11 protein-coding genes are annotated in these 12,944 nt (G+C 73.3%); 9 read left to right on the forward strand and 2 right to left on the reverse strand.

Going from position 1 to position 12,944, the window contains the following annotated elements; all coding sequences use genetic code 11:
* Positions 1 to 196 precede the first annotated feature (196 nt).
* The 3 genes from RM446_RS23015 (at position 197) to RM446_RS23025 (ending at position 3,218) form a co-directional block, all read left to right on the forward strand.
* Entirely contained in the window at positions 197 to 1,624 is a 1,428-nt protein-coding gene (locus tag RM446_RS23015; RefSeq protein WP_311547518.1) for an MFS transporter, read from the forward strand.
* A 39-nt stretch (positions 1,625 to 1,663) separates the two neighbouring features.
* Entirely contained in the window at positions 1,664 to 2,413 is a 750-nt protein-coding gene (locus RM446_RS23020; RefSeq protein WP_311547519.1) for a YqjF family protein, read from the forward strand.
* 76 nt (positions 2,414 to 2,489) lie between these two features.
* Entirely contained in the window at positions 2,490 to 3,218 is a 729-nt protein-coding gene (locus RM446_RS23025) for a maleylpyruvate isomerase family mycothiol-dependent enzyme (protein WP_311547520.1), read from the forward strand.
* Positions 3,219 to 3,238: 20 nt separating this feature from the next.
* On the opposite strand, the gene RM446_RS23030 is transcribed toward RM446_RS23025, so the two are convergent.
* Positions 3,239 to 3,826, reverse strand: coding sequence for a class F sortase (locus RM446_RS23030; protein ID WP_311547521.1), 588 nt, complete (start codon positions 3,824 to 3,826; stop codon positions 3,239 to 3,241).
* A 32-nt stretch (positions 3,827 to 3,858) separates the two neighbouring features.
* Positions 3,859 to 4,353 (reverse strand): hypothetical protein, encoded by a 495-nt coding sequence (locus RM446_RS23035; protein ID WP_311547522.1) that lies wholly within the window; start codon positions 4,351 to 4,353, stop codon positions 3,859 to 3,861.
* Positions 4,354 to 4,849: 496 nt separating this feature from the next.
* Here RM446_RS23035 and RM446_RS23040 point away from each other — a divergent pair, with 496 nt between their 5' ends.
* From RM446_RS23040 to RM446_RS23065, 6 genes are all read left to right on the forward strand, one after another.
* The gene (locus tag RM446_RS23040; RefSeq protein ID WP_311547523.1) at positions 4,850 to 6,037 is read left to right on the forward strand and encodes an ROK family transcriptional regulator; all 1,188 of its coding nucleotides are present in this window, start codon (positions 4,850 to 4,852) and stop codon (positions 6,035 to 6,037) included.
* 151 nt (positions 6,038 to 6,188) lie between these two features.
* Entirely contained in the window at positions 6,189 to 7,280 is a 1,092-nt protein-coding gene (locus tag RM446_RS23045) for an ABC transporter substrate-binding protein (protein ID WP_311547524.1), read from the forward strand.
* Between the two features lie 64 nt (positions 7,281 to 7,344).
* Positions 7,345 to 9,105: a sugar ABC transporter ATP-binding protein gene (locus RM446_RS23050; RefSeq protein ID WP_311547525.1), complete on the forward strand. Its 1,761-nt coding sequence runs from the start codon at positions 7,345 to 7,347 to the stop codon at positions 9,103 to 9,105.
* Positions 9,106 to 9,229: 124 nt separating this feature from the next.
* On the forward strand, positions 9,230 to 10,288 hold the full coding sequence (locus RM446_RS23055) for an ABC transporter permease (RefSeq protein WP_311547526.1): 1,059 nt from the start codon (positions 9,230 to 9,232) through the stop codon (positions 10,286 to 10,288).
* A complete protein-coding gene (locus tag RM446_RS23060) occupies positions 10,285 to 11,331 on the forward strand; it encodes an ABC transporter permease (protein WP_311547527.1) in 1,047 nt (348 codons plus the stop codon). The genes RM446_RS23055 and RM446_RS23060 overlap by 4 nt, the downstream gene beginning before the upstream one ends.
* A gap of 47 nt (positions 11,332 to 11,378) precedes the next feature.
* On the forward strand, positions 11,379 to 12,650 hold the full coding sequence (locus RM446_RS23065; RefSeq protein WP_311547528.1) for a Gfo/Idh/MocA family protein: 1,272 nt from the start codon (positions 11,379 to 11,381) through the stop codon (positions 12,648 to 12,650).
* The last annotated feature ends 294 nt before the right edge of the window (positions 12,651 to 12,944 follow it).

Genomic DNA, 12,944 nt, shown 5'->3' on the forward strand with positions numbered 1-12,944 from the left:
TCTCCGACGGCACCTCTCGGGCCCGGTGACACCACCCCCCGGGTCATGGGTTCGACAGGGGGACACAGTCATGCCGGGCCCAGAGGCCGGTGGCCCTGTTGCAGGGCCACCAAAAACATAACGGGGGTGGCGCGCGTATATGACCCATGGCACTCTAAAACGCATTACTAGAACTCGGTTCTAAGAATGGGATGCCATGGCCTCCTCCCCGCGCACTCGACCGAGCACCCGGGAGAGCAAACCGTCGGGCACGCGGCGCAGGCTGGGCGAACCGCGCGGCGGCGCCGTCAGCGCAACCGACGCCGCCCCCCACGGCTGGGCACCGCTGGTGGTCCTGTTCCTCGTGGGGCTGGTGGATCGGGTCGAGGCGGCGCTGCTCCAGGGCACGCTGCCGCTGATCCAGGCGGAGTGGGGGTTCAGCGACACCGTCGGCGGCAGCATCCCCACCGCCGCCGCCCTCGCGTCGGCGCTGGTGGCGATCCCCGCCGGCTACCTCACCGACCGCTACACGCGCACCCGGATCATCGCGGTCGTGGTCCTGTGTTGGGCTCTGGCCACGGTGGGCTCCGGGCTGGCGCTGGGATTCGCCGTCTTCTACGCGATGCGGGTGCTGCTGGCCGGCGCCGAGCAGGTGGACAACCCCGCCGCCAACAGCCTGCTTGCCGACTACTATCCGCCCGCCAGCCGCCCGAAGGTGTACGGGTGGACGCGTATGACGACCTACCTCGGCGGCATCGGCACGGTCTTCGCGGGAGTCCTGGGCGAACTGGTCGGCTGGCGGGCCACGTTCCTGATCATGGCGGTGCCGGGCATCGCAGTCGCACTCGTCTGCCGGCGGCTGGCCGAGCCCGCGCGCGGCCGGCTCGACACCGTGATCGCCCGCGGCGGCGCCCGCGAGGCCCCGGAATCCACCGCGGCCGGGGGCACCGCCGACGGGGAGTGCGCCGGAGCGGCGCAGGCGGAGCCGACCGCCACCGCGCCGCCCTTCGGTCGGCAACTGCGCCAGGTGGCGGCCGTGCCGACGCTGGTCCTGCTGTCGGTGGGACTGATGCTGCTGACGTCCGGGCTGCTGGGCACGGCCTACTGGATGACCACCTACATCACCCGCGCCTTCGACGTGGGCACCGCGGTCGCGGGCCCGCTCTCCGGCGGATCCTCAGTGGTCGGCGTCGTCGCCGGCACCCTGGCCGGTGCGTGGCTGGGCCGCAGGGCGCACGAGGCGGTGCGGGGCGGCCGCGTGACCGTCGCCGCTGCGGGCACCCTCCTGGGCGCGCCGACACTGGCGGGGGCCCTGCTGACCGATTCGCTGGCGCTCTTCGCCGGGCTGCTGCTGCTCTCGTCGTTCCTCGGAGCCCTGGCCATCCCCTGCGTCATGGCCTCGGTCGCCGACGTCGTGGGCGCCCACTCGCGCGGGCTCGGCTTCGCGGCGCTGAACTTCCTGCTCACCCTGGGCGCCGCGATCGGCCCGCTGGCGGTGGGCGTCGCCTCCGACGCGTCGGGCTCGCTGCGCACCGCCTTCCTCATCCTCACCGTGCCCAAACTGCTGGGCGGTGTGTGTATGCTGCTGTCCCGCTGGACCTTCGACGGCGATGCCGAGAAGGTCCTGGCGGAGGCGCGGCGGTGACGGACGGGCGCCGCGCCCCAATCCGCTGGAAGGTGGGCCGTGCAGCAGGGTCCGCGAGAACAGCCCGACGACGCGCCGCCGTCGGCCCGCGCGCGGGCGCGAGCCGGGCCCGCCCCGCTGACCCAGCACTGGCGCGACGTGGTGTTCGTGCACTGGGCGGCCGATATCCGCGCCGTTCGGCGCCTCCTGCCGGCCGGCACGCGCCCCGACACGATTGCGGGACGCACCTACGTCGGGCTGGTGGCATTCCGCGTGACCGCGCCGCGGGCCCTGGGCACCCTGCCGACCGGCGGGTTCGACGAGGTCAACGTGCGGCTGTACTCCGTGGACCCGCAGGGGCGCCGCGGCGTGGTGTTCCTGACCATGGACGCCGACGCGCTGCCGAGCGTCCTCGCCGCCCGCGGCCTGACCGGGGTGCCCTACATGTGGTCCGACGTGTCCCTGCGTTACGGCCCCGCGGGCTCGGCCGGCGCCGTCCGCCGCCGCTGGCCCTGCCCGGCCGCGTCCGCCCGCTGGCACGTCGCCGTCGGCGGCCCGATCCCCGAGCCCTCCCGGCTGGAGGTCTTCCTCACCGCCCGCTGGGGCCTGCACACCGCCCGCCGGGGCAGGACCGTCTGGCTCCCCGTATCCCACCCGCCCTGGTCCCTTCACCGCGCCGAACTCCGCTCCTACCGCGGCGACCTCCTCCCCGCCGCCGGGATCACCCACCCGCCGGCACCGCCGGCCTCGGTCCTGTGGTCCCCCGGAACCACCGCGGCCTTCCACCTGCCGCAACGCGTGAGACCGTAGGCGCCCCGGCCGGCTGCGGCCCGATGCCCGCGCCGGCGTCGTGCTGGGCGGGCCGGGCGGGGCGTAGGCTGCCCCGGTGTCCGGATCACCGACGTTTCCCCGGGAGCTGACCCGGCGGGTCGCCGCGGCGCACGCCCGCGTGCTGGACCTGCTCGACCGCTGGGAGGGGGAAGACGCGCCCGCAGCTGCGCCGGCGGAGCTGCCCGGGTGGTCCCGCGGGCACGTGCTCCAGCACCTGGCGGACAACGCCCGCGCCTTCGAGCGGCAGGCCCGCTGTGCGCTCGAAGGACGGCTCGTCGACATGTACGACGGAGGGCAGCAGGGACGCGACCTCGCCCTCGAACACGGCGCCCACCGCCCACTGCCGCTCCTGCGCGGCGACCTCGACTCGGCCCAGCGGGACCTGGAGGACGTCTGGGCGCGGATGAGCGCCGACGACTGGCACCGCCCTGTCCGGTTCCGCAACGCAACGGTGCTGGACACCGCCCTGGCGCGCTGGCGGGAGGCGGAGATCCACGCGGTCGACCTCGCCGCCGGCTACCGGCCCCGCCACTGGCCGCTGCCCTTCGCGCTGCATGCCCTGGACTTCCTCGCCCCGCGGACGCCCCCGGGGCTGCGGCTCACCCTCCGGGCGACCGACACCGGTTTCAGTACAACCATGGGCGCGGGGACTGCGGTCGAGGTTGCGGGCGCGCTCCGCGACCTCGCGGCCTGGATGGCCGGCCGCCGCACCGACGGCGACTTGGAAACATCCGCCTCGCGGCTCCCGCCCCTGGCGCCCTGGCCCCCCGACCCCACCGCCTGAGGCCCCGCCCACCGCCGCCGTCAGCCCACGAGACGGGCGTAAACGACCGTGTTGGCCGTGTAGCGACCGCTTGCGGCGTCGAACGCGCCGCCGCACGTGATCAGCCGCAACTCCGCCCGCCCCGGTTCGGCCTCGTACACGCGCCGGGTGGGGAAGTCGTCCTTAGCGTGCAGGGAAACCCGTTCCACCGCGAAGCGCGCGGTCGTGCCGTCGGCGCGCCCGACGCGGATACGGTGCCCGCGCTCCAGCCGGTCGAGACCGAAGAAGACCGCCGGGCCGGTTCGGGAATCCACGTGTCCGGCAAGCACCGCCGCGCCCTTCTCACCGGGAGCCGCTCCGCCCGACCACCACCCGACGGCCTGCCAGGGGCCGGGAGCCTCAAGCCGGTCGGTGTCCGTCAGCCCCAGCCGGACGAGGCTGCGGGTATGCAGCTCCAACGCCGGCACCGCCAGCGACACCGGCTTCGCCCGGTCCATGGGCGGCCCGTGCCTCCCCGCGGAAGGCGGCGGTTCGGGCACCGGGCCGGGCAGGCCGGCTTCGGTGTCGAGAGTGACCGCGCCGATGAGCAGCGCGGCCACCCCCAATGCCGCCAGGGCTCGCGCTGACACGCACGGACCCGTCAGGCGGATGCGGCGTTCACTCACCGGCGCGAGCCACGCGCGCCGACCGGGCGCCGCCGGTTGAACACGAAGGCGCCGCCGGCGAGCAGTGCCGCCGCCGCTGCGGTCAGCACCCCTGCCGTGTCTCCGCCGGAGCCCGCGCCACCACCGGTGTCGACACCGCCCGCGGGCATGCCGCCGCCGGATTCACTGCCGCCGCCACCGGTCCCGGCGCCGCCGTTGTCGGAACCGGAGTCGGAGGTCGAGTCGGCGTTGTCGGCACCGCCACCGCCGGTGTCCCCGTCGCCGCCCCCTTCGTCGTCCTCGCAGCCGATGCCGTCGCCATCGGCGTCGAAGCGGTGCGGATCGCCCTCGCTCACCTGGAAGCTGTCCTCCTCGACATCAGGACAGTCCATGTCCGGCGGCGGTGGAGGCACGGGATCTTCCGCGGATGCGATGCCCGGTGCCGCCATGACGAGCGCGACTCCCAGGGTGAGCCCGGCAGTGGTCGCAGTAGTCGTACGCCAGAGATCCATGCGAACAGCTCCTCGTGCAGTCGGATCGGCGGCCCGCAGCAGCCCTCCGATTGGGCGTGCCGCAACAGAGATGCACCTACCGGCCGTGACCGGATGCCTAGGGCCGCCGCCAGGGACAATTACCCCATGAGGTCGATAAGATGCCCTTTGTAGCAAAGCCAATGAATTTCACCTTCCCCGGACAAGGCGCACGAGACCGACACAGCCGCGGCACCCGCTCCCTCACGCCGGCGTGTCCGCCCCCGCCCTCCTTCTGCCTACCGCATGGCTGATTCTGCGGAACTTCTAACGATTTTCGTCAGAAGAGGTATTGACGCGCGACATAAGCATGCGTACGTTCGTGTCCTGGGTCACAACCTGTCTCCATTTGCTCGGAGCCGGGCCGGTGGCCGCATCCGAACCTCCCGACCGCCCTCGACATCCCCCGACCCTCGACCCTTCGACTTTCCGGCGGCGCATCGCGCGCGGCGGGCTCTATCAGGAGAACGGAGACCCCGTGAACTCTCCGGGCGACGTCCTCGGGATCATCAGCCGAGGGGACGCCGGCACCCGGGCCGAGCTGGCCAGGCTGACCGGGATGGCGCGGTCGACGGTGGCACAGCGCGTCGACACGCTCATCGCCCACGGGATCGTCGAGGAGCGCGAGAGCGGCGCCTCCACCGGAGGGCGGCCGCCCCGGGTACTCCGGCTGAACACCGCGTCCAACTGCGTCCTCGGCGTCGACCTCGGCGCTACGCACTGCCGTGTCGCGCTGATGGACATCGGCGGCGCGGTGCTGGCCGACACCGAAGCCCCGCTGCACATAGCAGAGGGACCCGAACACGTGCTGAGCCATATCGACGCCCGGATGCACGAGCTGATCGCCGAGGCGGGGCGCCCCCTGGCGGCGGTCAAGGCCATCGGAATCGGCGTGCCGGGTCCCGTCGAATTCGCCACCGGGCGGCCCGTCAATCCACCGATCATGCCCGGCTGGCACGAGTACCCCGTACCCGAGTACTTCACCTCGCGCTACCAGCTGGAAGTGCTCGTGGACAACGACGTCAACGCGCTCGCGCTCGGCGAGGTCCGCCACGGCGGAACCGGTGCGGACCACCTGCTCTTCGTGAAGGTCGGCACCGGCATCGGGTGCGGCATCATCGCGGGCGGCCGACTGCACCGCGGCGCCCAGGGCAGCGCGGGCGACATCGGACACATCCGGGTACCCGGCGCCGACGACGCCCATTGCCGCTGCGGCAACTCCGGCTGCCTGGAGGCGGTGGCCGGAGGGGCCGCGCTCGCCGCCCGGCTGAGCGAGGCGGGCGTGACGGCGGCCGACGGCCGCGCGGTCGTCGAACTGGTCAGCAGCGGCGACCCGCTGGCCGTACGCCTGGTGCGCGAGGCCGGACGCGCAATCGGCGACGTGCTCGCAGGGCTCGTCAACTTCTTCAACCCCGAGGCCATCGTGGTGGGCGGCGTGCTCGCCGCGGCGCACGAGCCCCTCCTGGCGGGCGTCCGCGAGGTCATCTACCAGCGGTCGCTGCCGCTGGCGACCCACCGGCTCACGGTCATTCCCACCGGCACCCGCGAGGCGGGCGGCGCACTGGGTGCCGGCCGCCTGGCCATCGACCACGTCCTCGCCCCCGAGCAGATCGACCGCTCCCTGGCAGCCGCGCAGGCGGCCGGCGCCACGGCGGCGGCGCCCTAGCCGCTCGTCCCCGCGCACCCCGACCCCGACCCCGGCTCCTCGCCGCTTCCGCCCCCGTCCCCGTTCCCCAGTCCCCCACCCCCACTCCCATCGCCCAATCCCCCATCCACTGACCCACCGATCCCCCTTCTCAGGTACCTGGAGGCCCACCATGGGTTGGAATCCGCGCCGGCGCTTCGGCCCCCGCGCCCTCGGCGCGCTCGCCGCGGCGGGCATCGTCCTCGCCGCGACCGCGTGCAGCAACCCGCAAGCAACCGACGACGGCGGCGGGGAGTCCGAGGGCCCCTTCACCATCGGCGTCAGCAACGGCTTCATCGGCAGCGAGTGGCGGGAGCAGATGCTCTCCGTCCTGGAGGACTCCTTCGCCGACTACAAGTCCGACGGGGTCGTCGACGAACTCGTCGTCGAAAGCGCCGATGTCGACGTCAACGGCCAGATCCAGCAGATCCGCAACCTGATCCGCTCCGACGTGGACGCGATCATCGTGAACCCCAACTCCCCCACCGCTCTCGACCAGGTCTTCGCCGAGGCTGCCGACCAGGGCATCGAGATCGTGGCGATCGACCAGGCGGTGGAGTCCGAGCACGTCACCAACGTGGTCATCGACCAGGCCGAGTGGGCCTCGATCTCGGCCGAGTGGCTGGCCGGGGAGGTCGGCGACGGCGGCCGCGTCATCGCGGTCAACGGCATCGACGGCCACCCGGCCAACGAGGCCCGCTGGTCCGGCGCCCAGAAGGTGTTCGACGAGGCCGGCGTGGAGGTCGCGGCCAACGACTTCGCCGAATGGGACCAGAGCAAGGGCCAGACCGTCACCCGCGACCTGCTGGCCAGCAACCCGGACGTCGACGGCGTCTTCGTCCAGGACGGCATGGCTCTGGGCGCCATGCAGGCGCTGCAGGCCGAGGGCCTGGAGGACGAGGTCGCCATCACCGGCGAGGCCCGCGTGGGCTACATGAAGGAGTGGAACAAGCTGCGCGAGTCCGACGGGGACTTCTCCAGCATCGGCGTGCCGAACCCTCCGTCGGTGTCGGTGTCGGCGCTGCACGTGGTCGTGCGGATGCTGCAGGGCGAGGAGTTCGCGGACGGCGCGATCGAGGACGGCAACACGATCTACCTGCCGATCCCCGAGACCGTGACCGACGAGAACTTCGACGAGCGCTTCGCCGAGGTGGAGGACGAGCCGGACGCCTACGCCGTCGACCACAGCATCAGCGCCGAGAAGGCGGACAGCTACTTCAAGTGACCCGGGCGCCGGGGCCGGGTGTACCCGCGCCCCGGCTCCGGTCGGGCGGAGCAGGGAGAGAGCTGTGGGCACGACAGCTGTGGACACGCCGCCGCTTCTGCGGATGAGCGGCGTGCGCAAGCGCTACGGGGGCGTCACCGCCCTGGCCGGCGCCGACTTCGGGGCCGAGGCGGGCAGTGTGCACGCCGTGCTCGGTCCCAACGGGTCGGGCAAGTCGACGCTGCTGAAGGTGCTGACGGGCGTGGTGCGGCCCGACGCGGGCGATGTGGTGCTGGAGGAGCGCCGACTGCGCCCGCGCGGCCCGCGCGACACGCTGGCCGCCGGGGTCGCTGCCGTCTATCAGGAACTGTCGCTGATCGAGGATTTCACGGTCCTGGACAACCTGGTGCTGGGCGTCGAGCCGACCCGGTTCGGACTGCGCGACCGCCGCGCGGCCCGGGCGCGCGCACGGCCGTGGCTGGAGCGCTTCGCCCCGGCGTTCGGCGGCCGGGTGCCCGCTGAGGAGAGGGTCGCCGACCTCGACCCCGGCGAGCGCCAGGTCGTGGAGATCTGCAAGGCGCTGGTGCGCGAGCCGCGCGTGCTCGTGCTGGACGAGGCGACCGCCTCGCTGCGCCGCGCCCAGGTGCACGTACTCTTCGATGTGGTCGCGGAGCTGCGCGAGCGCGGCGTGCTCATCCTCTTCATCACACACCGGCTGGCCGAGATCCGGGCGGTCTGCGACCGCGCGACGATCATGCGCAACGGCCGCGCCGTCACCACGGTCGCGGTCGGCGAGACCGCCGAGGCCGAACTGGTGGAGCTGATGTCGGAAGACTCGGCGCCGGCGGCCGCGCACCCGGGCGGTGCGGCGGCCGGCGCCGTCGGTTCGGCGACCGGCGGTCCGGGGGACGGCGGACCGGCGACCGGCGGTCCGGGGGACGGCGGCGCCGCAGGCGCCGCTGCTTCCGGCACCGCCGAAGCCGAGCCGCTGCTGGAGGTCGTCGACCTCTCCGGCGACCGGCTCGACCGCATTTCCTTCCAGGTCGAGCCGGGCGAGGTGCTGGGGCTGGGCGGGCTGCAGGGACAGGGGCAGTCGGAACTGCTGGCCGCCCTGTTCGGTGCTCGCCGGCGCTCCGGCGGCACGGTGCGGCTCGGCGGGCGCTCCGTTCACCCGCGTTCGCCCAAGCAGGCGGTGCGGTCCGGCTTCGCCTACGTGCCCGGCAACCGCGGCGGGCAGGGGCTCGCATTGGGCCGCCCGATCCTGGAGAACTTCGCGCTGCCCTCGGTGGGCCGGCGGGCCGCGCTGGGCGTGGCGCTGTCCAAGCGCCGCGAAGCCGCCGAGGCGCGCTCCGTGGCCGAGCGCATCGGCACCCGCTACGGCTCGCTGGACGACCCGGTCTCGACGCTGTCGGGCGGCAACCAGCAGAAGATCGTCGTGGGCAAGTGGTTCCCCACCGACCCCCGGGTCGTGCTGATGGACGACCCCGCCAAGGGCATCGACGTGGGCGCGAAGGCGGAGATGTTCGCCGTGGTCGCGGAGTTGGCGGCGGCCGGCGCGGCAGTGGTGCTGGGCTCCAGCGACGACCGCGAGCTGGTCGAGGTCTGCGACCGGGTGCTGGTGCTGTTCGAGGGCCGCGTCGTGGACGAGGTCGCCGGCGGGCGCCTCACCGAGGACACCCTGATCGCCAGCGCCATGCACGTCACCGAAGCCAACGGCACCTCTGCGGCCGGTACCGCGACGGGGGCGCAGGCCGCGGGCGCCCGGCCGGGCCGGGACACCGGTGGCGCCCGGGCCCGCCCCGGCGCGTCGGCCCGAGAGGCCGCCGACAACGGAGACGGCGCGTGACCGCGTCGGCGGCGCGGCGCCCCGCCGCCCGCACGGCCGCCGAGCCCACCCGCACCGCCGCCGAGCCCGCCTGCGCGGCTCCCGAGCCGCGCCGCAAGCCGCCGCTCCCACACCGAGGAAGGCGATGAGTACGCCCACACCAACCCGCTCCCCCGGCGCCGGGCCGGCGTCGGCCGTACCCGGGTCGCTGGCCCAGGTGGCGCGGTCGGCGGCGTCGGCGCGCATGCCGACGCTGGCCGTCGCGGCGCTGCTGGCCATCACCCTCGCAGCCTCGGTTGCGCTCCAGCCCGCCTTCTTCTCCCCCTACTCGCTCAGCGCGAGCTTCGCGACGTTCCTGCCGGTGGCCACCATCGCCGCGGCGCAGACCATCATCGTGCTGGGCGGCGGGATCGACCTGTCCATCGGCACGATCGTGACGCTCGCGTCGGCGGTGTCGGTGGTGCTGATGGACGGCGACAACTCCCGGCTGCCGCTGGCATTGGCCGCGGGTCTGGCCACCGGCGCCGCGTGCGGACTCGTCAACGGCCTGGTGGTGGCCGGTCTCCGGCTGCAGCCGATCGTGGCGACCTTCGCCACCAGTTCGGTCTTCGGCGGCCTGGCGCTGCTCGTGCTGCCGCAACCGGGCGGCACCGCATCGCCCGCGCTCACCCAGGTGTTCGGCATGGTTCTGGCGCTGTACATCCCGATCCCCGCCGTGCTGCTGCTGGCACTGTGGCTGGCCTGGCGGCTGCTGCGGCAGCACCGGTTCGGCCAGTACCTCTACGCGGTGGGCGGCAACGCCGACGCCGCCTACACCTCCGCCGTCCCGGTCTCCTCGGTGCGCGTCTTCTCCTACGTCGCGGGCGGCACGGTGGCCGCGCTGGCCGGCGTCGCTCTGCTGGCGGACTCCGGCGCCGGCGACCCGACGCTTGGCACCGAACTGACCCTGGGGTCGATCGCGGCGCTGGTCATCGGCGGCACCCGGCTCAAAGGAGGCTCCGGCGGGGTCGGCGGCGCCCTGGTGGGGGCGATCGTGCTGTCGCTGATCCAGAGCCTGGTGTTCTTCGCCGGGGTGCCCACGGATGCCCGCGAGTTCGTCTACGGGTGCATCATCATCGCCGCCATCGCGCTGGCCGGGCTGCTGACGGCCGGCGGCGGCGCGCGGCGGCCGGCCTTCACGCGCGGAAAGGCAGGGACGCGATGAACGTCGATACCGCCCGGCCGGGAGCCCCCGGGGCGCCCGGCGCTCCCGAGCAGGCGCCCGCCCCGGCGCGGACGCCGCTCCTGCTCCGCCTGGCGCGCGACCCCGTGGTGATCTCGGGCTCGGTGGCCGTACTGCTGTGGGTGGCCGCGGCCCTGGTCTCACCCGCGTTCGCGAGCTGGGGCCAGTTCGTCACGCTCCTGACCGTCGCATCGTTCCTCGGCGTGATCGCGATCGGCCAGACGCTGGTGATCATCGCCGGCGGCGAGGGCATCGACTTGTCCGTGGGCGCCACCGCCACCCTGTCGGCCATCGTCGCCTCCCGGTTCATGGCCGGCTCCGACGACGGCATCCTCACGGCGGTGCTGCTGGCGCTGGGCGCCTGCTGCGTCGTGGGGGTCGTCAACGCGGTGGGCGTGCTGGTCTTCCGCGTGCCGCCGCTGGTGATGACGCTGGGCATGATCGCGGTGGTCACCGGGTTCATCCGGCTCTACACCGGCGGGCGGCCCGAGGGCTCCGCGGCGCCGATGCTGCGCACCCTGGTCGCGGGCGACACCGTCGCCGGGATCCCCGGGGTGCTGTGGCTCTGGCTGGGGCTGTCGGTCCTGGTCGTGTGGCTGCTGCGGCGCAGCCCCTACGGCTGGCGGCTGTACGCGGTGGGCGCCAACCCCACGACCGCCTACCTCTCCGGCGTCAACACCTCGGCGGTGAAGTTCTCCGCCTACGTGCTTTCGTCGCTGTTCGCGGGCGTGGGCGGGCTGCTGCTGCTCGGCTACTCCCAGAACGTCTACACCAGCCTGGGCACCGACTACATGCTCAACAGCGTGGCGGCGGCCGTCATCGGCGGCACCGCGCTGGTCGGCGGCGTCGGCGGCTACCTGGGCACCGTCATCGGCGCGATCCTGCTGACCGTGCTCGACTCCCTACTGCGGATCATGCAGATCGGCGGCGGGGAGTGGGGCGACGCGCCGCGCCAGATCATCTACGGCGTGGTGCTCGTCATCGTCCTGACCGCCTACGGCAGGCAGAAGAGGCTGCGGCAGTGATCGGCGATCGCCCCGCGGCACCCATTCACGGATTTGGAGAGACCAACGTGACAGCACAGGCGAGCGACCGGCTCGGAGTCGGAATCGTCGGCAGCGGTTTCATCGCCGACTTCCACACCCGCGCGTTCCGCGGCGTGCGCCACGCCGACGTGACCGCTGTCTGCGGCCGCACCGAGTCCGCGGTGCACCGGATCTGCGACCTCGCGCGCGAGCAGCGCGTCGGCGCACCCGCCGCCTATGCCGACGTCCGCGACATGGTGCGCGACCCGGCCGTGGACGCGGTCTGGGTGACCACCCCCAACCACGTGCGCCTGGAGACCGTGCGCGCCATCACCGAGGAGGTCGCCTCGGGGCGCGCGCGGCTGCGCGGCATCGCCGTGGAGAAGCCGCTGGGCCGCACCGTGGCCGAGGCCGCGGAGGTCAAGCGGCTGGTCGAGGAGGCGGGGCTGCTGCACGGATACCTCGAGAACCAGGTCTTCGCGCCGGGCGTGGTGCGCGCGCACGACCTGGTGTGGTCGCGCGGCGCCGCGGCGGCCGGCTCTCCGTATCTCGCCCGCTGCGCAGAGGAGCATAGCGGGCCGCACAAGGGCTGGTTCTGGCAGGGGGAGAAGCAGGGCGGCGGCGTCCTGAACGACATGATGTGCCACAGCGTGGAGGCCGGGCGCTATCTGCTGACCCCGCCCGGGGTTTCGGCGTCGGAGTGGCTGACGCCGGTGAGCGTCGACGCCACCATCGCCTGCCTGAAGTGGTCGCGGCCCGCCTACGCCGACGAGCTGATGCGCCGCTACGGACCGGAGGTGGACTACCGCACCCGCCCCGCGGAGGACTACGCCCGTTCGACGATCGTGTTCCGCAACGGCGACGGCGACGAGGTCGTGGCCGAGGGCACCACCTCGTGGAGCTACGTCGGCGCCGGTCTGCGGCTGAGCTTCGAGCTGCTGGGGCCGGAGTACGCGATGCAGGTCAACAGCCTCGACACCGAGGCGAAGGTCTTCCTCAGCCGCGAGGTCGCAGGCCGACAGGGCGAGGACCTGGTGGAGAAGCAGAACGCCGAGGGCGGGCTGATGCCGGTGCTGCCGGACGAGGCGGGCGCCTACGGCTACACCGAGGAGAACCGCCACATGGTCACCCGGTTCCTCGACGGCCGTGCGCCCGACGAGGGACTGGACGACGGACTGCAGGTGACGCGCCTGCTCATGGCCGCCTACCTGTCGGCGCAGGAGGGCCGCCGCATCGACCTCACCGCCCGCGGAGAGGCGGCCAAGCTGGACTCCTTCGTTCCGCAGGTCGCGCAGGGCACCTGGCGCCCGGGGCGCTGAACCCCGGCGGCACCGGGCACCACATCCCGTTGATCTTGTAGCTATCGTGAAGGAAAACGATTTCCATTTGCGCTAGCTACAAGATCGGCGCCGCCGCGCGAACCCCCTTGCGGGGGTTTGCGCGTTTTTAGTAAAGTTCATTGCCAACTACATAGGGTGACAGATGTGCGCATATCAGTGATGTGCACGTCAGACCCGCTCCGCGGTCGTCCGCCTCCCTCGCGGCCGGCCGGTCGGTCATCCCCCGACGAGCGGGTGCCCCCACGCCCCCTGTCGACAAGGGCGCCCCGGTCC

The organism is Streptomonospora wellingtoniae (assembly GCF_031845375.1).
Classification (GTDB): Bacteria; Actinomycetota; Actinomycetes; order Streptosporangiales; family Streptosporangiaceae; genus Streptomonospora; species Streptomonospora wellingtoniae.